The organism is Rhodovibrio sodomensis (assembly GCF_016583645.1).
GTDB lineage: Bacteria > Pseudomonadota > Alphaproteobacteria > Kiloniellales > Rhodovibrionaceae > Rhodovibrio > Rhodovibrio sodomensis.
In genome coordinates this window covers 77,735-103,025 of sequence record NZ_NRRL01000006.1, presented here as the reverse complement: position 1 = coordinate 103,025, position 25,291 = coordinate 77,735, and the positions used below count along the sequence as shown (strand labels likewise).

Sequence of the window (25,291 nt, the reverse complement as noted above, 5' to 3'; positions counted from 1 at the left end):
TCAAGGTTGCGCGATCATCTCCGGGGTCGTCTCGCCCCGGCGGGTTTTGGGTGGCTCGGGGCTCGGTGCCTGCGGGGGACGGACATCGCGGTGCGCGGCGACCGCCGCCCGCAGCTTCCGGGCCTTCTGGTACAGCTCGGGTGTAAGCTTGCCGAGGATCGGGCTGTTGCCCTTAAAGGCGACATAGGCTGGCGTCCATTCGACCATGGTCTCCTTGGCGAACTGGAACTTGCCGGCCTTGCCAATCCCGCAGTCGGCGATCTCCTGGTCGCCCTCGATGGTCAGATCGCCCGGTCGCTGCATCCAGAGCTTCTGCGTGGTGCCCGGACAGAACCGCACGAAGCACCGCTTGCTGCCGTCCGGGCGCTTGCGGATCTGAACGCCGGTGATGATGCAGGGGCGTGCCTTCGGGCCAGGCCGGTCCGGTGCGTCGTGATAGGGGGCGTAGAGATAGGCGATGTCGCCCGCGCGCGGCAGGTCGGGCAGCAGGGCCGGCACCTTTGGCAGGCCGCCGGCCTCGCGCACCCGGCGGACGTTGTTCGCACGCCCGTAGGCGACCCTGGCCGCCTGCATGTCCGCCGCACTCAGGCGGCCGAGCACCGGTGTCCCAGCCCGGCCGAAGATCGCATGCTGGCGGTTGTAGGGCATCTCCACCTGGTCGGTGAGGTCGAACTTGCGCGCCCGGGTCAGGCCGGCGGCTTGCATGCCCTCGGGCGACGCGATCGTGAGCTCGCCCGGGAACAGGCGGTCCAGGTTGCTGGCCCGGCCGCGGGCCACCGTGATCTTGAGGGCGTCCGTGCCATCGATCCGCGCGACCTTGGTGCAGGCCAGCACGAGCACGGGCTGGGCCCGCCGGCCAGGCTGGTCGGCCGTCTCGCGCTCCGGCGGATAGGCGAGAATCACGTCGCCGGGCTGCGGCAGGTCCTGGTTTTGCGGCGGCATGGCGCCCGGGCTCCTCAACGGTGTGCGTCGCTGAGGGATTTGGAAGCGTGGGCCAGTTGGCGTCGTGACGGGCGCGCATCGGGGCGATCAGGCGGCTTTCGACGTCGGCGTACCGGCGACGTCAGCCGCCTCGCCGCCATCCGGGTATCCGCCGGTGTCGCGTGGATCGAGGGGCTCGGCCTCAGTCGCCGGATCAGGATCCGTGGCGGGGTAGAGATCGAATTCGGTCGTCGCCGGCGTGTAGAGGCTGTGCGCGGGCTGGACCGGCTCCTGTCGGCTGTCGGGCACCGGGTTTCGGGCGATCATGCGATGGCCCGTGAAGGCGCCGAAGGCGACGGCGATCGTGGTCAGCATGAGCGGAAGGCCGGCCGAGCCGGCCAGCTCGAGCACCACCGCCGCAACCAGCGGCCCCGCGATCGCGCCAGCGCTGTAGGCTGCGAGCAGGCCGCTCATGGCCGCGACGTAGCGGGGCCGGGAGACGTGATCCAGTGTCTGCGCCGCGGCGATCGGGTAGACGGTGTTGATGCCGGCGCCGATCGCGCCGCCCGCCAGGAGCACCAGCGCGAGACTGCCCGAGGGCGCCACCAGCCAGGCAAGCGCCGCGGTCGAGATCGTGACCGTGGCAAGCACGCCTAGGAGGACGATGCGGCGATCGTGCGTGTCGGACAGGCGGCCCACCGGGAACTGCGCCAGGGCGGCCCCGAGCACGGCGGATGCCATGAAGGCGGAGATCTGCAGCGTGGAAAGCCCGATCTCGGCGGCATAGACCGGGCCGAGTCCGCTGAAGCTGCCGATCAGCAGGCCCGAGACGGCCGCGCCGACCATGCCGGTCGGCGAGACACGGTAGAGCAGGCGCACGCTCAGCATTTCCAGATCGTCGATCCGGGGCGCCGGGGTCCGCGTGAGCGCGATCGGGACGATCGAGAGCGCCACAGCGAGTGCTGCGACCATGTAGGTTGCCGACGCCGCGGAGCCTTCGAGATTGACCAGGAACTGGCCGGCGATCACTGCCACGGCGCCGACCACCATGTAGATGCCGAACAGCTGGCCGCGGTTCTGCTGGGTGGCGCGCTCGGAGAGCCAGCTCTCCATCGTGGCGACGATCCCGGCGAAACAGAACCCCTGGATCAGGCGCATGGCGATCCAGACCGCCGGCTCGACGCCGGCGAGGTGGTAGATCATTGCCGTGCCGGCGAACAGGGCGCTGAGGGCCGAGAAAACACGGATATGACCCACCCGTTGGATCAATGTGCGCCCGCGCAGCGCGCCCAGCATCTGTCCGGCGAAGAACGCCGACATCGCAAGACCGATCATGCTGCTAGACAGGCCGGCCGCGCGCATCTCCAGCGGCACGGCGATGCCGAGCAGGGCGGTGCCGACCATCATCAGGCTGTTACCGCTCAGGAGCGTGGAGATCGGGGCGATCTGGCGAAGCATCCGTGGGACCTTGGCAGGCGGGGGCGAATCACGATGCCGGCCGCGTGGGGCCGCGACCGGCATCCTGCAGCCCAGAGGTTTCGTTTTAATTCCCGCTGAGCGAGAACCTCAGGTCGAGTCGCTCGGCCATCGAGGCGCGGTCGAGCATGCCCATGAAGATCATCTCGACCAGGGGCAGGGGCTGCTCGAGCTCGGCCGTCACGCGCAGGGTGCCGCCCTGCTCGATGAAGTCGGCCAGCACGCCGTACTGGTCCGGCTTGCCGCGCCGCTGGATGTCACGGCGCAGGTCCTGTGCCATCCGGGCGCGGGCGGCCGCGGCGTCCGGTGCGCGGGTCATCTCAGCGCGCTTGGCCGCGGCGCGGTCGAGCACGCCCTTGTCGGTGATCTCGAAGGACCACCCGGACAGCGTCATGGCCTGAAGGCGCGGGTCGCGGATCTGCTCGATCTCGCCCGCCGTCTTGAGGTCCGGAACGCCGCCGATGCTGATCTGCGTCTTGAAGGCGAGCAGCTTATCGACGCTGAACGAGAAGTCGCGGATGTCGAACTGCTGCTCGCCCGGGAGGTAGCTCTGCGCGGTCCGGAAGCTGAAACCCATCTGGTCCATGTCCGGAACCTGCCGGCGCAGGTCGGCCAGGCGCGGATGCTCGGTTTTGATCGACGCGCCACGCAGCTCGGCGATCAGGTCGAAACCGCCCGGACGCGCGGACGTCACGTCGAACAGCAGAAGCTCGGCCCCGAAGCTCTGAGCGTCGTCCTCGTGGATCTCCATGCCGGTCACCGTGATCTTGGGCAGCTTGTCCTCGATCAGCGCGTCGACCAGTCGTGCGGGGTCATCGGACTCCTGAAGCGCCCGCAGGGCCCCGAAGTCGATATCCTTGAAGGAGCCCTCGTCGAGCCGGAAGCGCTTGGGCAGGAGGTCTGGCGCAACCGGCGAGGTGACAACGTTGTTCTGCATGAACACAGGCTCGATGACGTCGCCACGATGCGGGACAATGATCTCGAGGTCCCAGACGTTGATGACGTCGGCCTTCAGGTCGCCGAGATCGTGGATGTAGACGGCCGAAGCCAGCAGCTCCGCACCGTTGGTCTCGCTCACGACAAAGCCTGTGAGCTTGGCCTCGCCAAGCGCGGGAAAGGCGTCCGGCGCGCCGGCGCGGATCGCCTCCAGGCTGTTGACGTCGAGGTCGCTGATCTCGGCCTTGGCGAGCATCACGTTGCTGCCGTCGTGGTCGATCGTGAGCTCGGTCGCCTCGAGCGCGGCGATGGTCTCGGGCGCGCCGGCCGAATCCGTCGCCACACCGCCCAGGAACAGCGAGGCCGCCTTCAGCCGGTCGTCGTTCGGCAGCGCGATCTCGAGGTCGCTCAGGGTGACGCCCTGCCGCGCGGCGTCGACCTCCATGGCGCTGTAGCTTATAGTGGCGCCTTCCGGCAGCGAAGCCTGGAAGCGTTCGACCGCGGCCTTGGCCTGGCTTTCGGCGGTCTGCGTGACGGCGTAGTACGCACCGCCCGCGCTCAGAATCGCGGTGCCAACGGCGCCGGTCGCCAGCAGCATCTTCTTCATGTGGTATCCTGTCGACGGAGGAAAGGGAGAGTGCCGCCATGGATGTGGAGGCGGGCGCGCTGACGTGACGGCGCGCGGGTGCCCGGATCGCCGGCCGAAGGGGCAGAGAGAGCTGCGCGCGGGACCCTCGCGGGTTGCCGCCGCTCAGCCGTCGTGAACGGAGTCGACCAAGTCCTCCAGGCGCTCGATGTCGGTGATCACCAGGACGGACTTGTCGCGCTGCAGGATGCCGCGCTTGCTAAGGTCGCTCATCACCCGGGCGACCGTCTCGCGCACCGTGGAGACGCGCGCGGCGAGCTCGGCTTGCTGCGGAATCGGCTCGATCCGGGCGGTGCCGTCCTCACGTTCCCCCAGGCGGGCAAGTCTGAGCAGCTCCGCGTGCACCCGGTTGTGGGCGCCGAGCGTGGAGATATCCAGGATCCGGGTGGAGGAGGCGCGCACGAGGCCCGCGAGACGGGTCATCACCGCCATCGCGAATCGGGGCTCCTCCTCGACCAGTTGGCGGAACGTCCGGGCGTCGAGTGCCGCGGCCAGGACGTTGTCCAGGGCCTGAACCTGCGCCGACCGGGGACCCCCGTCGATCGCCGCGAGCTCGCCGAACGAGCCGCCGGCTTCGATGTCGCAGTAACTGACCTCGCGCCCCTGAGGACCGAAGTTGACCACCCGGACGCGCCCGCTTGCGATGAAGAAGACGTCGCGGTCGACGCTCTCCGGCTCGATGATGACCTGACCGGGGCCGAACCGCCGCCAGCGGCACCGGCCGGCGATCCGCGCGCGCGTCTCGGCGGGCAGATCCTGTAACAGCGTTACGGTCGAGAGCGACTTGTCTTCGGTCTTCGTGGCAACCACGGATGCTTCTCCCGGGTGACGTCCTTTTGTCGTACGGTCGCCGGCGTTGAAGGCCGGTTAACGCCTATGCAAGGAACGTGGGATCGGTCTGGAAATCTGGAGGGGCCCGATCAATCGGCTGCGATACCGAGCGCGCGGGCCCGCGCGAGCGCGGCACGGGTTTCCTGGCGGGCCCCATCCGGATCGGCCGCGCGCAGCGCGGCCACGAGATCGCGGGCGACGTCGCTCAGTTCGCGCCGGCGGTACAGATGCTGGTTGCCGGACGCGAGCAGTTCCGCGATGCGCTCGGCGGGATCCCGCCGGCAATCGGCCGGGGCGACGAAGCCGGGCAGGCGGGCCTGGCCGTCGACCACTAAAATGCGGCCGGCCTCGATCAGCGTCAGGAAGGCGCAGTCGACGCGGGCCTGGGCGCCGGCGATCGCGTCCTCGAGGGCGTCGTGACGCTCCGGGGCTTGGCCTGCGTGCTGGACGATGTACCAGTCGCTCCGGTCGTCCGGGTCGGCTACGACGCGCGCGGTCAACTCCGGAAAGCGGGCGATCAGGCCGTTGGGGTCGTAGGCGTGCGCCGGCCCCATGGCCGGGCTCGCGGGATGACAAACGGCAGCCGGCGCGCGGTGGCTGGTGGCGTCGGGCGTTAGGGTTGGTGTCGCGGACATCGGATATCTCCTGTGTGCCTGAGCGCTCTTTAGGCGGTGACTCAGATCCAGTCGGCGAGGCGCGGGCCGCGCGTGCGCACCCGTGGCGGCCCCGCTGGCGGCCGGGCGCCCACGGCGTCGCCTGGCAGATACAGGCTGTCGGGCCCGACCAGGACGTCGCCGGTCTGGATCAATTCCTTCAGGCTCTCGTTCGCCACCGCCTGGGCATGCTCGATCGCCGGCTGCAGGCAACCGTGGGTGGCGATCCGGAAGCTCCCCTGCTGGACGACGCGGGAGCCATCTGGATAGGCGAGCACGTCGACCCTGAGGGTCTGCTGATACGCCTCGACGACACCGTGGACGTCATCGCCCAGCCGCGGATGCTCCGGGGTCGCGCAGTGCTCGTGGGTCAAGTTCACGACGGTCTCCGGGTGTCAGGCAGCCCACGCGGCCTGAAGGGGCGCCACGCGCTGGGTCAGGGAGAGCAGTTCGCCGGCCGTGTCGCCGGTCCAGCCGTCGCCGAGCGCGTGGGCCAGGTCGTAGCCGGCCGGGAGCTCGCGGTAGAGCGCGCGGTAGCCGGACGCCGACTTCAGGTAAAGGGGCCAGTCCATGATCTCGACCGGACCGGCACCGGCCGCCAGCGCGAGCTGAGCGACCTCGTCGCCCTGCTGCAGGCCGAGCCGGCAGTTGGTCGGAGCGATTACCACGCGGCGGCCCTTGAGCGGCGCCCAATGGTAATCCGCGGCCTTTACCTCGCCGACCTTGTGGGCGATCACGGCGGCGTCGGGGAATAGGCGCCGGCCGGCCTGCAGCGCACGCCGGCTCTGCACGACGATCACCGGCGCGTCTGGCTTGAGGGCGAGCGCCTCTAGGCCGTACAGCGGCTCGCGGTCGAACGGGGCGGCCGCAAACAGGAATCGGACCACAGCGTCGGTGCCGCCGATCTCGAGCAGATCGCGCACCGCGAGCGAACTGGGGTCGACGTGGTAGAGCGCCTGACCCGCCACCGGATCGTAGTCCTCGAGCGGATCGTCCTCGGCGTCGAGCGCGCCCACGACGACGGCCTTCTCGAGCTCGGCCAGCTGGTTGCGGCGGATCGCCTTAACGGTGGCCTTGACCGGGAAGCCAGTAGCCAGCCACAGCGCGAAGCCGTCGAACGGATTGCGCACGACGATCCAGGGCGCGTCGTCCCGATGGGCGCGCTGCGGGGCGTGCGCCATCGCGATGGCGCGGCGGACCGCCCCCTCGCCGGCGCGCGTGAGCACGTCGTTGAAGTCGCCGTCGTCGAGGTCGACGATGCCATCAGAGGGCAGGGCGATCGCGGCCTGATAGCCCTGCATCCGCCAGTAGGAGGCAGCGCGCACGGCCATCGCCAGCCCGTTGCCGCTCGCCTCGATGTCCGCGGCGATGACGATCCGCGTGACGCTCGCAGGAATCTCGACGCGGGTGAAGTTCTGCGCCCCCAGCAGGATCCAGGTGGCGATCCCGGTGGCCTGGTAGGTGGACAGGCCGGTCTCCGGCCCCTCCGCGAGGATCAGGTCGCTGTCGGGCTGCGCCAGCTTGACGGCCGACCCCAGCATGATGCCGTTGGTGCGCTTCTTGTCTTGCAGATCGGCCTTCGCGCCCTGGTAGAGCAGCACCTGCTGGACGGCCTGGGTCTGACCGTCCGGCGCAGTGGACTGGAACACCGCGGCGTCGAGCCCTTCCGGGAAGCGCGTGGGGTCGATCCCCATCTTCTCCATGCCGTTGGCGTTGATGCGCCGGTGCCCGACGCTATCCGGCAGGTCCATCGTGATGCCCCGGGAAGCGAGGTAGGCCGAGGCGGGCGTGCCAGCGGCGGGCCGGCTGGTCCGCCATATGAAGTTGGCGGCGCGCAGGCGCTTCTCCTCTTTTTCCTTGGCCTCCTTGGCCTCCTTCTCGCGATCCCGCGGCGGCAGCGGCGGCAGCGGCTTCGCCTCGTCGATCTTGAGAAAGCCCTTGGCCCATTCGACTGCTTCGGCCGTGGTGGCGTTGTAGTGCCACTCGTACAGCGCCAGCATGTCGCCGCCCTCGTCACTGCCGAAGTTGCGCCAGCGCCCGCGCTTGTGCCCCTGGCGCCAGACGACGAGCCCGCCCTTGGGGAAAAAGCGCAGTTCCCCGCTGGTCTCCTTGACTGGCTTTTCCCGCAGAATCTCGGCAGCAGCGTCCTCACAGGCGGCGCGCAGCCGCTCGGCGATCTCCGAGACCGGGATCCGGTCGGGACGGTGCTTGTGACGTAACGACATGGGGTGGCGATCCGATCAAGATGTCTCTGACGGGAAGGTGGGTGCGCGGACGGCCCGCGGGTTTCCTGTAGACACGGAAACGCGCCGGTCTGACCGCGCCCGCCAGACCGCTTGCACTGCTTTACGCACTTACATCGGTATTACCGCTTTAAGCGCTTTCTTACTCGGGTCAGGCCGCGGTGACGGCGAGAACCGTCAGCGGATCGACCGTCGCCGCCGCGAGGTCGCCGGCGAGGGCCGGGCGGCGATCCGGATGGCACCCGGCGATCAATAGATCGCGCGCCAGCAGGCGCGCCTCGTCGCGCGTCTCGATCAGGACGTCGCGGTAGTCCAGGGCAAGGAGCTCCGGCGGGTGCGACAGCACGCGCGCCTGCAGGCCCGCCAGTCGATCGGCGGCCGCCTGCGCGGCCGCGAACAGACGCCGTGCGACATCTTCCTCGGCCGGCGTGCAGGTCGGAACCGGCCCGGGAAGGCTGCGCGTCAGATCATCGAGCGCGGCCACGACCTCGTACCGAGGCCGCGCCGCCAACCTCTGGGGCGGCGGCGCGGTGGGCAGGGCGAGGGCAGATATGGCAAGGGCCAGATCCGACGCGCGGGCCATGGCTTGATCAGGCCTGCTTGGCATCCGGCCCGGCGTTGGCCTCGTCGTCGGCCGGGTCGTGCGGCGGGTCGATCTCCTCCGGCGCTGTCTCGCACCGCAGGCGCGCGAGGGTGCGCCCAAACTTGCCCGCCAGCATGCGGCGCAAGCGCGGGGTCATCTGCTGGAGAAGCGGATCCGCCTCGCCTTCGAACTGGTAGAGCAAGTCCGGGTCGTGGGCGTGGTCGATCACCTCGATCAGCCACTCACCGGCCGACTTCTCGTCAGTCAACTTGCTGGCGTTCCAGCCGGGGGTCTGCGATAGGTCGGGCGTGCCGCGGGCCGGCCAGGGCCCCGTGGCCGTGGCCTCGGGCTGGGTCTCGGCCGAACCGGGCCGCTCAGTCTGCGCTGACTGCTTGGGCGCTGGCGAAGCGGGCTTGTCGTCCCCCTTTTCGCTGCCCTTCCCGGCGGTCTTGCCCTCGGTCTTGCTGGTGGCTTGCGGCGTCCCCTTCGTCGAGGACCCACTGGAGCCGGCCTTATCCGTCGTGCTGGTACTCGACCGCGACTTGGCGCCGGCCGTCTCGGAGCCGCCGGTTGACGGGTCGGTCTTGGCCGCCGCGGCCGGGAACGGCTCGACGCCCTCGAACTGGTCGGCCGTCTGGCGGCTGGAAGCGCCCTTCTTCGCCAGCAGGGCCTCGTCGACGATCTCCCGGCAGCATTGCACGCTTTCGCGGTCAAGCTCCCGGAAGGTCTTCGCCTCGTTCTGCTCGGCGCAGAGGCGAACCGCCCGCTCGTCGGCGCAGTGGTTCATCAGGTAGTCCTTGAACCAGGTCCGGTAGTCGGATGGCGTATCCACGGCCTTCGCCTTCGTGCCGTCCGGCTTGTAGATGACCAGCCGCTTCTTCTCGCCGCTGCGCCCCCCGCCGGATTGGCTGTTCGCCGGCTGGCGGTTGGGGGCCTTGCCGCCGGTGTCCTTGGCCGCACCGTCTGCGGCGCGCGCCTTCTGGTCCTGCTTGACCGACTGGATGACGTTGTCCGCGTCGCGGAGCATGTAGCCGCCGAACGCGTCACCGAAGGTCATGAAGCACCGCTTGCGGGCGTCGGTCACGCAGCCCTTGCGCGCGATCTCCACGGCCGCGCGCATGTCGGCCTCGTCACCGATTCGCCCGCGCGCCCGGCCGATCCCTTCGGCCTCGCGCACGACCTCTTGGCCATCGGCGTTGCGGATCACCAGCCGGCCCTTGCAGGCGAAGCAGAAGACGACGAACTTCGCGTCCGCGCCTGCGCCCCGCCGGCAGTCGACGTCGTGGTAGATCGTGGTGATCTCGTAGCTGAACGACCACATCTCGCCGAACACGCGGTTAGCGAGATAGTCTACAACGACCGCCGGCACGTAGATCACACGCTGCCCGTCGATCGTCTCGAAGGTCCGCAGCGCGCTCTCCGGCAGCTTGGTGAACAGCAGGCGGCGCTGCATGTCCGTGAAGACCGTGGTGGGCGCGTAGCAGACAACCCGGTCCGGCGCCTTCGAGGCCTTGTCGAGATGGGTGTCGATCTCTGCCGTCATCCGCGCCTGGTCTTCGGGGTCGCCGGTCGCCGGGGCCACCTCGGAAGGGCTCGGCGCGGTGACCCGCGCGCCCGCGATCTCCTCGAGTGAGGGATTGCCCTTCGGGATCTCGTTTGGATTCAGGCTGCCGGAGATCGGGCCCGTGTTCGCGCCATCGACGGCGGCGCTGTCCGCGACGCTGGTCGCGCGCGCGTCGGCGACGATCGCCTCGGGCGACGGCGCCGACGCGTTCTGCACCTCCGGGGCCTGCGAGGCCTGCGAGGTCGCGGTTTTGGTCGAGGTCGCCTGGCGAGGGGTCTGGTTGCGGCTCTTGCGCTGCGCGCGGTTGCGTCGCTTACTCATGGCAGGCTTCACCTCTCACGGTCGGGGGCGGGTGCGCCGCGGCGCGGGAACCCACGCGCGGGCGGTCGTCGATTGCTTGGAAAATGGGTGCGATCGGGGATTCCGGCCCCGGCGGGAGATCCCACCAGGGCCGGATGCGGGCTAGGAGTTCTCGCCCGTGACCTCGTCGAGGCTCTTGCCGGCATGAGCGGCCTTGGGCTTGTTGACCCGCATGCCGCGAAAGCCCTTCTTCTTCTGGACGACCTCCTGCGGGGCCACCTCGTAGGTGGTCACCACGAGATCGCCCAGGTTGGCCGCCTTGTGCTCGCCCAGGCTCTGCTTCAGGCGGGAGGAGAGCTTACCTTTCTCCTTCTTGTGGTAGCCTTCCATCATCGAGTGATGGCGGTAGTCGTGGACCAGTTGCTGCGCTTCTTCGTCGTCGCGCCAGTCGAGAACCGGTAGATCGGGATTGATCTTGGTATAGAGACGGTTCACGACGTCGGTGTCCCGGTCCCAGTTGATCTCCGGCATCTCGTCGGCCTCGACGCACTCCCAGAAGGCCCGGGTGCTCTCCAGGATCTCCGCGATCAGCTCGTCGTCGCGCTCGACCGTGAACGTCTGGTCCTGACAGCCGCCGATCAGGGCGACCAGGACGGCGTACTCGTGGCCGGTGACCGCGAGCTGGGCCTGCAGCTTCAACTGCAGGTGCGCCGGGATCACCCAGCTGCCGATGGCGTTCTTCCACTTCCAGGCCTGGTCGCCCGCGACCGTGCTGATCTCGTAGGGCACGTAAACGTCCCCGCCGGTCTGATCGACCTCCCAAGCCGGCCGCGCGCCCAGTTGCGGCAGATCCGGATGGAGGTAGTAGCCTTCGGGCTTGCGGATGATCCAGCCCTCACGGTCCGCCATCTCCTGGGCGATGATCGGCTTGAAGGCCTGGCTCCACTGGGCCCGCGCGCCGGCGCCGTTCTGATCTCGGGTCAGCAGGCCCTTCTTGTAGGCGTATAGCAGCAGCGGGGAGGCGTAGGGCGAGACCGGCTCGCCCCCCTCGTCCCGATGATCGGGGTCGGTGTCCTCCTCGTTGTCCTCTTGAACGCGCTCGAACAGCGCGGGCACCTCGAAGGCGTCCAGGCTGGCGGCGCGGGCGGCCAGCCAGCGCTCGCGGTCGCCGTAGGGCACCAGAAGCGGCGCGTGCCGTGCGCCGGCGAGCTCGACGGTCGTCGATGGCGCGTCGAAAGGCATCTGATCATCTCCTTTATACCGTAATCAAACCGGTAGAATCCGGTTTTCGCGGGGCCGCGGGCGGGACGCGGCGGGTCGGTCCACCACCCGCCGCGTCCGGACGCGGGCCTCCAAGAACGGAACCTGACTCGTCTCCAGAGGGAAGATGGGGTCAGGGCTCGGCCCAGGGCCTCACCCTCTTATGCTTTAGGCGCGGGCGGTCAGGCGGCGCGTGTGCGGGTCGCGGGGGCAGGTAGCGCGGCGGGGTTCCACCCGCCGTTGTCCCAGATCCACTGGCCGCGCCGGGCGATGCCATCCATCACCGCGGCCCGGCCGCGCGGGATCGAGACCAGCCCGTTGCGCAGATAGAAGGCGGCGGCCGCGAACGGGCGCATGTCGGCGTGGTGCTCGAGGAGATCGTCGAGCTCGAAGCTCATCCAGAGATCGACGGCTTCCGCGTCGATCTCGAGCGCCAGCGATTCGTCGTGCTCCATGGCCCAGACCCGGCCGTAGGGGCGCGGCGCATGCGTCTCTGGCAGGGCGAATTCGGCGCAGTGGTCCCGCAGGCCTTCATAGGCGTTCATCCCTGGCGCCGGGATCTCGTACTCGCGTGGGCGCTCTGCGTCGCGACGACCGGGTTCAAGCGGCCGCACATCGACCTCGCAGCCCCGCTGGCAGACCGCACGGAAAATCCGCCAGGCGTGGAACGGCGGGTGCATGGCGTTGAGCGCCCAGTAGAAGTCGATCGCGGTCAGCATGGCGGTGTCGATCAGACGGAACTGAGGGGTCACCATGCGCTGGGCGTAATGCCGGTCCCAGACCCCGTCGACCAGCCAGCGCGAGGAAAGGTAGGCGTCACCGTATCCGCCGGCATCCAGGTCGGTGCGCAGGGTCTCGGCGCGCCGCTGCTCCCGCTGATCGAGGGTCAGGCACATCGCCAGAAGCTCGGCGCAGGTATCGGGGCTGTAGGTGCCGGGACCGATCCGGACGATCTCCCGACCGTCCTGCCGACGGCGACGGATCCCTGCGCGCAGGTCCCAGCGGTACTGGCTGTTCGCGAGCCAGTTGCGCAGCTCGTTCAGGCCCCGCATGTAGGCGTTTCGCTTGTGGGTGAGCATCTGCTCCAAACTCCGGTCGCGGGCCCCGCTCGCGGTGCAGAGCGCGCAGCCGTGACGTGCCCCGCAGGCCGCCTTCGGCCCGCGGTCGCCGACCACCACCGGGCATTCCCCGGCGGACTCCCGGTAGATATGGACGGTTTCCTCGAAGTCGGGCCGCCAGGCCTGGAACGGCGGGTCGGCGCTGTCAGAGGCCAGTGCCAACCATTCCCAGACATCGTCGGCACTCCAGCCAGCGATCGGGGCCTGCGTGCGCGTGCCATAGCCGCTGTCGACGGCACTGCCGTCATGAACCCCGAGGCTGGTCATGCTGCCCGCGCGGTGCGCGCTCTCGCTCACGCGGCTTCCGACCAGGACGAGCGGTGCCAGGGCGCCAGCCTTTCCCCTGACGCGCCGCTGGACCCGTTCCGAGGCATGGCGCACGGCCCGGGTGCCCGGCTGGAGCTTGAGTGCCACCGAGCAGGCCCGGTGGCTGGTGTTGGTCCAGGTCGGCAGCGCGCGTCCCGAGATCAGCTGCACCAGGTAGGAGTCCGCTACTGACGGTTGGCTAAGCTCGACCTCCAGGTCGATTCCCCGGTGGCGCGCATGAGCCTCGAGGAGCCGGTGGTTCTCCAGCAGCGCGGCGTGTACGGCCGGGTTCTCGATCCCTGTGTTGCCGCTGACGACGATCAGGGGGTAGGGGGCGGTGCCTTCGTCCCGGACGCGCGTCCATGCCTGCAGGGCGAGCCCGAGTACGACCGATGAGTCCTTACCCCCGGAGAACGCGGCTGCGACCAGTTCGCCGCGCGCAAGGGCGCGCGCGATCTCGTCGATAGCCTGCTCGGCCTTGGCCGTGATGTCGGGGGCGGCTGGCGCGGCGGTCGTCATGCTCCACTCCGCTCGTTGTGCCTTCTGGCACGGGAAGTGGGCACGCTTGCGCGAAGTGGGCACAGGACGAGAGCGGCGGGCTAAATAAACCGGTATTATCACCGAAACGAAGATCCATGACCAATCTTCTGGCACGATCTCGATCAAGATGTTGGTACGGAGTGGTGCTGAGTAGGCCGGGTGACGGGCGCCTGTGCCCACCGATTAGCTGAGATGGTTAGGTGTCAACCAAGCGCATCCTACCGGCGGCTTTCATCAAGCGCCGCAAGGCCAACTCGCCGACAAAAAGAGAGCGAGCACACAGGCCTTACGCAGATCGGTGCTGGTGCCCGCTCTGCTACCTGAGGTCATCAACTTAAGCCAGGCTACAGCCACATGCTGATGCGGGTAGCTAACACGCACATACCGATCGGCCGAAGGCACTGATGCGGCAGATGCGCGCTTCGTCGACGACATCTTCGTGGCGCGTTGATGGCCTCCTGTCCTGTAACGAGCGCGCGGATCTTCGGGCCGAGGCCTGGATAAAGAGCAAGGACAAAGCGGTGCCGCTGGCGTGGGGAGCAGGGCTTCCTGCAGAGCGACTCTCTGACGATCCTGAAATCGTTCCGTGCTAGAACTCTCGCCGGAAGACCCTGCCAATCTGCCCTGCCGCGTCGGTCACGCCGGGGCTGGACCGCTAGCGGGCGGGGATATCACTCGTCCTTGCGCGCGATTTTCTGCGTCGTCGGATCGTATCTATACAGGTGTAGCGTGCCGCTCTGTATCAGGCGGGCCGCTTCTCCTACGTGCTCAGGGAGCACATAGAACCATTCGCGCGGATGCACCCGCTTGCCGAAGCGGTCGGTAACCGTCAATTGCGACGGTCGGGCGGGCTCGAAGAAGCGGTGGAGTAGGTCTTCCACCTTTTGGCGGCTGAGATTGCGCAGCTCGTAGGTCGCTACGATCTCAACGTCTGCCAGCAGGAAGGTCGCGTCGTTGCGCGCGTCGGCCACCCGCCGGGACACGTTCTGGGAGGTGACGCCGATCTTGTGCAGGATGTTCCGGACTTCGGCGATCTCCGGGCGGTCCGACTTGCTGCGGGCGACGTAGATGGTCCCGCCAACCTCGAGCGCGTCCGCGCGCCAGGTCGGGTCCAGCGGACCCATCCGCGCACGGTCGACCTTGCGGGCCGTCCGGTCGGCCGCAAGCGCCTTGCGCAGCGAGGACATCAGCGGATCGCTCTCCATCCCGTTGGAGAAGATCAGGCGAAGCCGGTAGTCGGGCTTGCCGCCGCGCCGGGACAGTTCGGTCTTCTCCGCGACGTACGCGAGCAGCCCGCGGTGCACCAGGTAGTCGCCTTCGTTGATCGGGAGCTCCTGGCGGTCCTCGATCGGGCTCATCGTGCGCTCGCCCGATTCCAGCTTCGCCTGCATGTCGCGGAATCCCTGTTCGAAGGTGGCGAAGTCGGTGCAGGGGTAGAGTTCCGCGCGGTGGTCGGGCTGCTCGCGCGCGGCCGCCGGCGTGACGTGCCGCAGTTCGGTCGCGGCTTCGCAGAGGTCCTCGTCGTCTTCCTCCCAGACGTCTTCCAGGCTCGCAGGAACCTCCTCTTCGGGCGGGTCGTCGCGCCATGAGCGCGCGGGCGTCGCTTCCCGGCCGAAGACGGTCCTGGCGCCCAAAAGGCCGTTGCGGTCGGCCGCGCGCATGGCTTCGGAAGGCTGGCCGCCGAGCGACTTCCAGATGGCGCCCAGCTTCATCTCCTCCACGTCGCGCGCGTTCTCGTCGGGCAGGCGCCCGTGGATTTCGTAGAAAGCGTTCACGCGCGCCACCGCCGACGCGTTGCGGTCGGCCGGCGCGGAGGCGCGTCCGGCGCCCGTCCGGATCTCGAGGAGGCCGTGGGGGTCCTCGTCCTGGAAGACCTCGTCGAGGGAGCGGTAGCGGGGCATCGGGCGCTCACTCCTGGGAATCGGCGTTCGCGCGGGCGCGCTCGGCCTTCTTGGTCCGGATGTAGGCGAGGGCTTCGGCCAGGCGCTTTTCCAGCGGGTCCTCCGCGTGCGGATTGGGCTCGCGGCCTTCCTGCTCCCGGAACCGCTTGATGCGCGGCCACAGGACCAGCGCCTCCCGCTCGCTCATCTGGATGCGTTGCGCGACCATGGCGTTCTGGATGGTCTTGAGCAGCGGCGTATCGAGGGCGCGCGAGGCGACGTCGAAGCCTTCGCGGAAGGGGTTGATGGAATCGATCAGGTCGATGTCGAGCTCGCGCACGTTGATGAAGCGCCTGACCATGTTCATCAGGGACATGTTGACGCCGGGGTCGTCGCCGTCTCCGGCCGCCGCGTCGCCGCCGTCGGCCGCGCCCCCGTCGCCCTCGGCGTCGCGCTTGGCGGCGCGGATCAAGTTCATGCGCGCGGCGAGGTCCTGGCGGATCGCCTCGGTCTCGTCCTCCGTCAGGTTTTCGTAGCTGTTCTCCACGATCTCGGTCAGGACCATCTGCGTCGCCACCTCCGGCGCGACGTCGTCGCCGACCACGCGCCGGTCCATCGCCTGGCAGGCCTTGGCGACGAGGTCCTGCATGTCGTTCTCGACGATCGCCCGGCTGCGCTCGGTCGGCGGTTCCAGGAGTCCCTGCACCCCGATGTTCACCCGGCCCTCACCGTCGGTGTGGACCGGCTCGCGGACGTCGCCGTCCTCGCGGCGGTAGAACTTGAAGTTCGGGGCGAGCACCTGCTCCATTAGCAACGCACCCGAGACCGCCTTCAGCATGTCGTTGACGGCATCCGCGACCACGGTGGTCTCGACGCCGGGTTCGGCGACCAGATTAGTGAACTGGGCATGGGGCTTGCCGGGCGCGTCCCGGGTCGCGCGGCCGATGATCTGGACGATTTCGGTCAGGCTGTTGCGGTAGCCGATCGTGAGCGCGTGCTCGCACCAAATCCAGTCGAAGCCCTCCTTGGCCATCCCGAGCGCGACGATGATGTCGACCTTGTCCCGGTCCGCGGCGTCATCGCGCCTACCGTCCGGACCCCGAATCTCGGTCTGCAGAGCTGTCTTGACGCCGGCGCGGTCGGAGCCGTCGTCGACGAGGTCGGCGATCTTGACGATCCGGTCGCTGCCGTGCAGTCGCACCAGGTCGAAGCCGGTCTCCTGTTCCTGGCCCACGTGCTCGCCCAGCGCGTTCATGATCAGGCCAACCTCGTTGTGCTTGTCGTCGAACGCCTCGGCCGAGCCGCGGTGCGGGATGTGGACGATGGTCTTCTTGTTCGGGTCGAGCACGTCCTTGATCGCGGAGATGTAGCGGCCCCGGTAAAAGGCGTAGGAGACGCCGAGCGACTTGAGGTGCTCGTAGCCTTCCAGCTGCTCGAAGTAAGAGTAGGTGATCGAACGGAACTTGGCTTCGTCCTTCGGGCGCAGGACCGGCACGCTGTCGCCGCGGAAGTACGATCCCGTCATCGCCATGACGTGCGCCTGCTCGCGGTTCAGCAGCCGGCGCAGGATCTCGCCCAGCCGGTTGTCGTCGCTGGCCGCGACGTGGTGGAACTCGTCGACCGCGACCAGGCAGTCGTCGAACGCTTCCACGCCGCGGCTCCTGACGAGCGCGTCGAAGGCGAAGCGGAAGGTCGCGTGGGTGCAGACGATCACCAGGGAGTCGGACTCCATGAAGGCTTCGAAGGTCCGTATCTTGTGGGCCTTGGACCGGTTTTCCGCGCCCGAGACGCAGAGGTTCCAGCGATCCTCGACCTCCCAGTCGCGGTGAAAGCCGTTGCTCGTCAGGTCCGTCGATGCGAACGAGCTGCCGATCGACGTCTCCGGCACGGCCACGATCACCTTGCGCACGCCCTGGTTCTCCAGCTTGTCCAGGGCGACGAACATCAGCGCCCGGGACTTGCCCGAGGCCGGCGGAGCCTTGAGCAGGATGAACTGGGCCGCGCGCGCCTCGAAGACCCGCGCCTGCATCGGGCGCATGCCGAGCGCGTCCGCGCCGGAGCCACCGGACGAGCCGTACGTCATGCGGATCAAGTCGACCATCAGGCGGCTCCTTTAGAGGCTCGGGCGTCCGGGGTCCACGACCGAGCGGCGTAGAGCTTGAACAGCTTTTCCAGCCGCTCCGTGTCGTTCTTGAACGGCCGGCCGACGTACATCGTCTCGAGCAGTTCGTCGTTCCGACGATGCGCCTCGCGAAGATCGTCCGGCATTTTTTCCGGATCGTACAGGTCCGCGATCGTCTTCGGGTGGTGCGCGGCGCGCGTCCGGAGGATCCGACGCGCCGACTCGTTGAGCTCGTCGAGCTGCGAGGCCGTCATGCGCGGGACGGGAAACGTGTGCCAGCCGAGCGTGTTGGAGTACCGGTAGCGGCGCTCGAGCTTGCCGCAGATGGCCTCGATCCAGACCAGATGAAGGCGCGACGCGACGAGCGCGAAGGTCCACGGGGGCGCGTTCGGGATCACGAAGCACAGGTTCGAAGGGACGACCTCCGCGGGCGCGAAGTCCGCCGGCAGGACGGGGCGGCGCTCGGAGGACGCGCTCGCGACGATCAGCTGGTTAGACGCGGAGGGCGGTGCGGGGTGCCAGAAGCGATGCGGGACGCCCGCGCGGTTCTGCGTCTCCACGTTGGTGCTGTCCAGTCGGTGCCTGCGGGTCCGCTCGACGCGTTCGGCGATCGGCGGAATCGCGCGCGCGATGTCGAGATCCTCGTCCTCGATCCAGATGCAGAAGCGTTCCTTGCCCTCGATCAGTTCCGTGGTGCCGACGAACGGCCGCAGGAACCTCTCCGCCTCCGGGTGGCGCTCGAGGATCCGATCCTTCTCCGCGGCCGACAGCAGGAGGTTGCCGCCGTCGTTCGGCATGCCGCCGTAGAGCATCTGTGGCAGGCCGAACAGGGATCGGCTTTGCTGGCCGCCGTAGACCAGCGGCCCCTGGATCAGGTAGGCGTTGATCGGGCCGCCGCTCTTGACCACGCCGTCGTCGTACAGCCGGACGGGCCCGTCGCTCGTTCTGCGGCATCCGACGATCACGCAGTCCACGGCGGCGTTGGCGGCGGCGTTGTTCCGCCATTTGAAGGGGCGGTGGGCGAAGTTGATCTGCAGGTCGTTCAGGATATGAGGCCAGAGGGCGGGTGCTTGGCGACCCTGGGTGATCGAGCTCGTGGCCACGATCCCGAACCGCCGGGACTCTCCCGACCGGACGAACTTGGCCGCCAGATGAAACCAGGCGGCGACCAAATCGAGGCATTTGTAGCCCTGGATCCCGTCGGCCTCGAACACGCGGTTGCGGTCGCGCTTCTGCTCAGGGGTCTGAGACTTCGCGCCGGCGAACGGCGGATTGGAAGCCACCACGATCTCGCCAGACCCCCCGCACACCTCTTCCCAGTCCGCATGCAGGGCGTTCGCGTGAATGATCCGGCCCCCGTCGTGGAGCGGAAGGCTCTCCGTCGCGGCGCCGAACAGCTCCTCCATCTCCACGTTGGCCTGGTATTCGGCGATGAACAGCGCGAGCTTCGCGGTTTCCGCGGCGAAGTCGGCGATCTCGATGCCGCAGAAGTGGTCCAGGTTGATCGCCGACCACATTTGGATTTGCCGTTCTCCGGTCAGATCCTCGAGGCGCTTCAGGACCTTGGTCTCGCGCGCCCGAAGCTCGCGGTACGCGATGACGAGGAAGTTGCCGGAGCCGCATGCCGGGTCGAACACGCGCAGCCGCGCCATGCGGTCGAGGACGCGCCGCAGCGCCTTTGGCTTGTTCCAGTTCGCCTGGATCTCGGCGTCGAGTTCGTCCAGGAACAGCGGGCCGAGCACCTTCAGGATGTTGGGAACGCTCGTGTAGTGCATTCCCAGCTCGCCGCGCATCGAGGCGTCGGCGACCGACTGGATCATCGAACCGAAGATGTCCGGATTGATTTTCCGCCAGTGCAGGCCCGCGGCTTCCTGGAAGCATCCCCAGGCGACCCGGTCGAACACGGGAGCGTCGGACGCGCCGGCGAACAGGCCCCCGTTCACGTAGGCGAGCTCGCGGGTCCAGTCCTGGAGGTCTCCGCGCTCTCCGGCCGGACGGTTCATGGCCGCGAAGGCCTGTCCGATCGCGACATGGGCCTCGTCGCCCCGCGTCCCGGCGTGGTTGGTCACGAGCCGGGTGAACTGGTCCTTCGGGAAGATGCCGACGTCCTCGGCGAAAAGGCAGAAGATCAGCCGGGTCATGAAGCGGTTCAGGTCGTGACGGCGCGGACCCGACGTCCATTCGGGATTCCTGCGGGCGAGCGCGTCGTAGAGCCGGGCGAGCTTGCCCGTCGCCTTAACGTCGACCTCATTCTCTTCCGCGGCCTTGAACCGGGTCATGCCGGCGGCCGGCAGGAAAAACCCGAAATGCCGGTGCATCTCGGCGTAGGCGCAGCGCAAGGTCTCGCCTGAGGCCGGATGCTCGGCGATTAGTTCCTCGCCGTCGGTCGCGAGCAGGATCGCCGGCGCGTGGCAAGCCGTCTGCTTGTCCGAGCGCAGTCGGGCGAGCGCGTCCTCGACGTCGCCAGGGTCGGCCGGCGCGTAGTGGAACTTCCGGTTCATCAGCACGCCGCCCGGTAGTCCGGATTTGTTCAGGGATCGCCGCCCCGGACGCAGCTTCGAAATCGTGGCCGGCGCGTTGCCGGTCGCGGCGGCGAAGGCGTAGGGGAGTTCGTTCGGATCGAAAGGCTTTGCGGCGATGGCCTCGAGCGCGTCCGCTATTTCGGTAGGTGTCATCTGGATCTCGTCAGTAAAATTCGTCGAGCGTGTCGGCGTCGCGCGCGTGGGTGGGCGGGAGACAGTCTACGCACGGGATGCGACCAGGATGCTTTCGTGTCAATTGCACCCTGGGTAACATGCGTGGGCCGTCGGCAGGCGTCGGTCGCAATAAAGATGTTCATCGCACCACAAAGCGCGCTTACGTGGAACCTGGGTCCACTATCTTATCTTGATACTTGATGCCGACGGCGGCTGGTCGTTTACGTCACGAGCGCTGAGGCGCGAGCGGCAAATACGGGTTTTTTTCAACTCTTTGCAGACAATGCGTATCCCTTAGGGCGCCCCGCACTTTGCCGACTTGAAAGCGTCGGGGACGGTCGCGTAACCGACCGGAGCCTGGCCGGTTACACACGTCGGCGCGTATTGCTCGACGCATTGCCCACCGACGAACGTCACCAGGGTCTGATCGCCTATCTCGACTTAGCCTTCCGGGAGAACCTCCACGTCAATCGGATCGAGTCCCTCAGCGGAGCGTCGCTGGGCGTGACCACGAGCGTGTCGCTGGCGGTCTGAACGATCGGACAGGCCCTGGCGCAGGCCCGTGAGATGAAGACCAAGCATGCCGTCAAGCAGATCGACCGCCTGGTGAGCAATTCCGCCACCGATGTCTGGGAGATGTTCGCCGACCGGGTGCCCGAGGTGGTCGGCGTCGCCCACTCGAGGCGAAAGACAGTGACTTCGCGGCGATTGGGCTGCGCGCGTCGGTTTGCTAGGCTCGGTCGTAATCCAAGCTGGCAGGTTGCCATGCCGTGCCACGCCGTACACACGAATCCGGCAAACACGCGCCGAACAAGGAGGCCACGCTGGGCACCAACGTCACCCAACCGTCTGCGGACCCTGCGGGCAAGCGCCAGGCGTTGAAAGCCGCGCTGGCTGGCGGTCCGCTGGTCGTCGCGCCCGGCGTGTTCGATCTGATCTCGGCACGGCTCGCCGATGCTCAGGACCCCGCCGCGCTTTACATGACCGGCTACGGCACTGTCGCGTCGCACTTGGGCGTCCCGGACGCGGGGCTCGCCACCTACACCGACATGGTCGGCCGAGTCCGCCAGCTCGCCCAGCACACGCGCGCCCCGCTGATCGCCGATGGGGATACTGGCTACGGGGGTTTGTTGAACGTCCAGCACACGGTGCGCGGCTACGAGCAGGCCGGCGCCGCTGCGATCCAGCTCGAGGACCAGGAGTTCCCCAAGAAGTGCGGTCACACGCCCGGCCGGCGTGTCGTGGCCGCAGAGGAGATGGTAAAGAAAATCCGCGTTGCCGTGGACAGCCGGGACGATCCGGACTTTCTCATCATCGCGCGAACGGACGCGCGCACGACCCACGGGCTCGAGGAAGCGCTGCGCCGGATCGCCCTCTACGGCGAGGCGGGGGCGGATATGCTATTCCTGGAGGCCCCCGAGAGCGAGCGCGAGATGGAACGTATCGGCGGGGAAGCCGACAAGCCGCTCGTCGCCAACATGGTCGAGGGCGGCCGAACGCCCGTCCTGTCCGCTGAACGGTTGCGGGCGTTCGGTTACCGGATGGCGATCTACCCGGCGACCGGGTTCCTTGCGGCGGCGGCCATGCTGGAACGGGTCTACGCCGACCTCGTGGCGACCGGCTCGAGCGCCGGCCTCGACCATCAACTCTACAGTTTCGACGCCTTCAGCCGCCTCATGGGCTTCGAGGAGGTGTGGGCGTTCGACCGCCGCCACGCCGACGAACCGGACAATGTGGCGGCTGCCGGGTCCGAGCGGACCAAAGATCAAGAAGACTGACATCTCAAGGGGAGGACAACGCATGAAAATGACCCGTCGAGGCGGCCTGAGCGCCGCCGTGATCGCGCTGGCCGGGATCGTAGCGGCTTCACCGGCCGCCGCTCAGGAGAAGATCAAGCTCACCTTCTCCACCTACTGGCCGACCAGCTACGAGTACCTTTACAAGCCGATCGAGGCGTTCGCCGAGAAGGTCGAGAAGCGCACCGACGGACGGGTGGAGATCGAGATCTTCCACTCCGCCCAGCTGTTCGGCGGCAAGGAGGAGTTCGGGGCGGTCGAGCGCGGCGACGTGGACATGTCGGCCCCGCTCGACATATATCACACCGGCAAGGTACCGGCACTGGGCGTGTCCAGCCTGCCGTTCATGTGGGCCTCGCCGGCCGCGCTCCAGGAGACCCTGGACGCGGGCCTGTGGGATCAGGGCATCAACCAGGCACTCGCCGAGCACAACATGAAGGTGCTCAACGTCGCCGTCGGCGGCCCGTACCAGATCTACGCCAAGGACTTCCCGGTCCGCCAACCCGCCGACCTCTCGGGCAAAAAGATCGCCGTCTCCGGCACCACCGCGAGCAAGGCTATGCAGCTCTTGGATGCCTCGCCGACGACCATGAGCTCGGGCGAACTGTACCTCGCGCTGCAGCGCGGCACGATCGACGGGACCACCCGGCCCCTGCTCACGGGCCTCGGGCGCAAGCTCTACGAAGTGCTGGATCACCTAACGATTACGAACATGGCCTATTTCACGACTTTCCTCGTGATCAACCAGGACAAGTGGGAGAGCCTGCCGGCCGACGTTCAGCAGGTCATCCAGAAGGCCGCCGACGAGCGTAGCGCCGACCAGCTCGATCGGTTGCAGACATTCCTGGACGAGGCCGTGACACAGTTCGAGGACAAGGGCGTAGACGTCCACCAGCCGAGCGCCGAACAGCTTCGGGCGTTCAAGGACGAGATGGCCCCCGTCTACGACTGGTGGACCGGCGAGGTCGACGGCGCCGAAAAGTTGATCGAGTTCGCGCGCGAGAACCAGTAAGCCCGCCGACCCCGCGCCCAGCAACCGGCGGACCGCTCGCCCGCTTAACCCGGGGGGGCGTAGCGGTCCGCCGCCCGGCGGGTCGCGGACGTACCCGTCCGCGTATCCGCGATTCTTTCGCGCTCTTCGCGCCCCCGTGATCGCCGGATTGCCATGTATTTGTCCCGTATCGCCGATCGCCTGAGCCGAACCTTCGAGGTGATCTCGGAGACCGCGCTCGTGGCGCTGCTTCTGCTGGTCGGGCACGAGGTGTTCCTGCGCTACGTCCTCAACGCGCCTACGCAGTACTCCGTCGAGTTCAGCGAGTACCTCCTGGTCCTCCTGAGCTTTTTCTCCATCGCCTACGTGCTCCAGCGCGACCGGCACGTGCGGGTGACCTTCGTCCGCGAGCTCCTGCCGCCGAGGGGGCGGGCGCTGGCCGACATGCTCGCCTACCTCCTTCTCATCGGCTATTCCGGGGTGCTGATCTATTACGGCGGCGAAATGAGCCTGACGGCTTTTATGGGTGACGACCGCTCGTCCTCCCTCGTCAGCTTCCCGCTTTTCATCCCCTACGCCCTGATCCCGCTCGGCGCGCTCGCGCTGGCCCTGCAGGCGGCGGTGAAGGCGGGCGACGCCGCCCAGCGCGTGCGGGCCGGCGACCCCTCAATGTCGGGCGAGGAGTAGCCCCGCCATGGATCCGGTCACCATCACGGTCATCGTCCTCGCCGCCCTTTTTCTGCTGTTCCTGATCGGCATGCCGGTGTTCGGCGCGCTGGCGATGGCCAGCGTGACCGGCATCCTGCTGCTGCAGGGCGTCGATGGCCTGGGCGCCATCCCGGGCGTCATCTACGACCGGATGAGCGGCTTCACCCTGGTGGCGGTGCCGCTGTTCATACTGATGGGCGAGATCATCTTCGTGAGCGGGCTGGGCGCGGAGATCTACACGGCGACCAGCCGGTGGCTTCACGGGCTGCGCGGCTCGCTCGGCATGGCGAGTGTCGCGGCCTGCGCTGTTTTCGGGGCGCTTTGCGGGGTCTCCGTCGCCGGCGCGGCGACGATCGGAAAGTTCGCCATCCCGGAGATGCTCAAACGCGGCTATGACCGTCGCCTCGCGACCGGCTGCGTCGCCTCGGCCGGCGGGCTGGCGCTTTTGATCCCGCCGTCGGTCGGCCTGATCCTGTACGGCCTGGTCGCCAACCAGTCGGTCGGGCTCCTGTTCATCGCCGGGATCGTCCCCGGCGTGATCCTGGCGCTGATGATGATGGCGTGGATCTTCGTCGTCGGCCGCTTCCGGCCCGAGGCGGTGGGCGTCGACGACCGCACGGTGACCTGGGCGCAACGCTGGGACTCCCTCTGGCGCATCTGGCCCGTGATCGTTCTCATCGCGGCCGTGCTCGGGACCATCTACACCGGTGTCGCGACCCCGACGGAGGCGGCGGCGATCGGCTCCCTGGGGGCGTTCCTTGTCGCCCTGCTGCGCGGCAAGCTCGACCTGGCGACTACGCGGCGGATCCTGCGGGAGACGATGGTCAACACAGGCATGATCCTGGCGATCCTGGCGAGCGCGCTGGTGTTCGGCTACCTGCTCACACGCCTGCGCGTGCCGCAGGAGCTGGTGATGCTCGTGACCGAGAGCGGTCTGTCCGAGGCGGTGATCCTGGTCGGGATCTTCGCGCTGCTGATCGTCATGGGAATGTTCATGGACGTGGTGTCGGTGATCTTGATCGCCACCCCCATCCTGCTGCCGTCGGTCGAGGCCATGGGCTACGATCCGCTCTGGTTCGGGATCGTCATGGCGATCGCCTGCGAGATGGCCGTGATCACCCCGCCCGTCGGGCTGAACCTTTTCGTCATCAAGGGCATATCCCCCGAGAGCGTCAGTCTGGGAGACGTCACGCGCGGGGCCGCCCCGTTCGTCGTGGTCCTGATCCTGGGCCTGGCGCTGTTCGTGGCGTTCCCCGAGCTCGTGCTCTGGCTGCCCTTCCAGGCGCTGTGAGACGCGGGGTCCGAACCCGGCTGCCACGCTCTGTGATCTGAAGGCTGGCCTCGCGGCGCGGATCGGCGTGCCGCGCGCCGTCCGCGCCACCCGCGCGCGCCGGTTCGACGGTCGTCTCTCATGACCCCCATCAGCGTCCAGCCCGGGCCCGGCATGCCCGCGCAGACGATGAATCCGCGCCCATCCGGCCGGACAAGATTTGGCCCGATCGGGCAAATTCTTGCCCGGCTTAACCGCCCGCGCGCGGGGTCTGTTGTTCACACTCGAAGACACTCGTAGGGAATTACGCCGTCAGCACGGCTTTGGCGAGCGCTCGGAGCGCCGTATACTACGACTGCAGGTTTCGTCCGACAGGGTCGCGCACAGCGCGGTGGGCACCTATGGAGGGCGCGCGACCTCATCACCGGGCGAACGCGCGAGGACCGCTCAC

At 68.1% G+C, this 25,291-nt stretch carries 18 protein-coding genes; 4 read left to right on the top strand and 14 right to left on the bottom strand.

Annotated features, from left to right (window positions below; translation table 11 throughout):
- The 14 genes from CKO28_RS05135 to CKO28_RS05070 form a co-directional block, all read right to left on the bottom strand.
- The gene (locus CKO28_RS05135; RefSeq protein WP_200339459.1) at window positions 1-942 is read right to left on the bottom strand and encodes a hypothetical protein; all 942 of its coding nucleotides are present in this window, start codon (window positions 940-942) and stop codon (window positions 1-3) included.
- Window positions 943-1,029: 87 nt separating this feature from the next.
- Window positions 1,030-2,379 (bottom strand): MFS transporter, encoded by a 1,350-nt coding sequence (locus CKO28_RS05130; protein ID WP_200339458.1) that lies wholly within the window; start codon window positions 2,377-2,379, stop codon window positions 1,030-1,032.
- An 85-nt stretch (window positions 2,380-2,464) separates the two neighbouring features.
- A complete protein-coding gene (locus CKO28_RS05125; protein WP_200339457.1) occupies window positions 2,465-3,940 on the bottom strand; it encodes an aq_1923 C-terminal domain in 1,476 nt (491 codons plus the stop codon).
- Window positions 3,941-4,084: 144 nt separating this feature from the next.
- The gene (locus CKO28_RS05120; RefSeq protein ID WP_200339456.1) at window positions 4,085-4,789 is read right to left on the bottom strand and encodes a cyclic nucleotide-binding domain-containing protein; all 705 of its coding nucleotides are present in this window, start codon (window positions 4,787-4,789) and stop codon (window positions 4,085-4,087) included.
- Window positions 4,790-4,899: 110 nt separating this feature from the next.
- The gene (locus CKO28_RS05115; RefSeq protein WP_200339455.1) at window positions 4,900-5,445 is read right to left on the bottom strand and encodes a hypothetical protein; all 546 of its coding nucleotides are present in this window, start codon (window positions 5,443-5,445) and stop codon (window positions 4,900-4,902) included.
- A 41-nt stretch (window positions 5,446-5,486) separates the two neighbouring features.
- The gene (locus CKO28_RS05110; protein ID WP_200339454.1) at window positions 5,487-5,843 is read right to left on the bottom strand and encodes a hypothetical protein; all 357 of its coding nucleotides are present in this window, start codon (window positions 5,841-5,843) and stop codon (window positions 5,487-5,489) included.
- Window positions 5,844-5,858: 15 nt separating this feature from the next.
- Window positions 5,859-7,688 (bottom strand): toprim domain-containing protein, encoded by a 1,830-nt coding sequence (locus CKO28_RS05105; RefSeq protein WP_200339453.1) that lies wholly within the window; start codon window positions 7,686-7,688, stop codon window positions 5,859-5,861.
- Window positions 7,689-7,857: 169 nt separating this feature from the next.
- Window positions 7,858-8,289, bottom strand: coding sequence for a hypothetical protein (locus tag CKO28_RS05100; protein ID WP_200339452.1), 432 nt, complete (start codon window positions 8,287-8,289; stop codon window positions 7,858-7,860).
- A 7-nt stretch (window positions 8,290-8,296) separates the two neighbouring features.
- Window positions 8,297-10,174: a Rad52/Rad22 family DNA repair protein gene (locus CKO28_RS05095; protein WP_200339451.1), complete on the bottom strand. Its 1,878-nt coding sequence runs from the start codon at window positions 10,172-10,174 to the stop codon at window positions 8,297-8,299.
- Window positions 10,175-10,315: 141 nt separating this feature from the next.
- Complete coding sequence (locus tag CKO28_RS05090) at window positions 10,316-11,395, bottom strand: hypothetical protein (protein ID WP_200339450.1); 1,080 nt, start codon at window positions 11,393-11,395, stop codon at window positions 10,316-10,318.
- Between the two features lie 200 nt (window positions 11,396-11,595).
- Complete coding sequence (locus tag CKO28_RS05085; protein WP_200339449.1) at window positions 11,596-13,356, bottom strand: phosphoadenosine phosphosulfate reductase domain-containing protein; 1,761 nt, start codon at window positions 13,354-13,356, stop codon at window positions 11,596-11,598.
- Between the two features lie 692 nt (window positions 13,357-14,048).
- Complete coding sequence (locus CKO28_RS05080) at window positions 14,049-15,278, bottom strand: GIY-YIG nuclease family protein (protein ID WP_200339448.1); 1,230 nt, start codon at window positions 15,276-15,278, stop codon at window positions 14,049-14,051.
- 7 nt (window positions 15,279-15,285) lie between these two features.
- Window positions 15,286-17,358 carry a DEAD/DEAH box helicase gene (locus CKO28_RS05075; protein WP_200339447.1) on the bottom strand — a complete coding sequence of 691 codons (2,073 nt, stop codon included), beginning with the start codon at window positions 17,356-17,358 and terminating at the stop codon, window positions 15,286-15,288.
- Window positions 17,358-20,054, bottom strand: a complete 2,697-nt coding sequence (locus CKO28_RS05070; protein WP_200339446.1) for a DNA methyltransferase — start codon at window positions 20,052-20,054, stop codon at window positions 17,358-17,360. The genes CKO28_RS05075 and CKO28_RS05070 overlap by 1 nt, the downstream gene beginning before the upstream one ends.
- Before the next feature lie 791 nt (window positions 20,055-20,845).
- Between CKO28_RS05070 and CKO28_RS05065 the strand changes: the two genes are divergently transcribed.
- From CKO28_RS05065 to CKO28_RS05050, 4 genes are all read left to right on the top strand, one after another.
- Window positions 20,846-21,853, top strand: coding sequence for an isocitrate lyase/PEP mutase family protein (locus tag CKO28_RS05065; protein ID WP_338050051.1), 1,008 nt, complete (start codon window positions 20,846-20,848; stop codon window positions 21,851-21,853).
- 22 nt (window positions 21,854-21,875) lie between these two features.
- The gene (locus CKO28_RS05060; protein WP_200339445.1) at window positions 21,876-22,883 is read left to right on the top strand and encodes a TRAP transporter substrate-binding protein; all 1,008 of its coding nucleotides are present in this window, start codon (window positions 21,876-21,878) and stop codon (window positions 22,881-22,883) included.
- Between the two features lie 159 nt (window positions 22,884-23,042).
- Window positions 23,043-23,549 (top strand): TRAP transporter small permease, encoded by a 507-nt coding sequence (locus tag CKO28_RS05055; protein ID WP_200339444.1) that lies wholly within the window; start codon window positions 23,043-23,045, stop codon window positions 23,547-23,549.
- Between the two features lie 7 nt (window positions 23,550-23,556).
- On the top strand, window positions 23,557-24,861 hold the full coding sequence (locus CKO28_RS05050; protein WP_200339443.1) for a TRAP transporter large permease: 1,305 nt from the start codon (window positions 23,557-23,559) through the stop codon (window positions 24,859-24,861).
- Window positions 24,862-25,291: the final 430 nt, after the last annotated feature.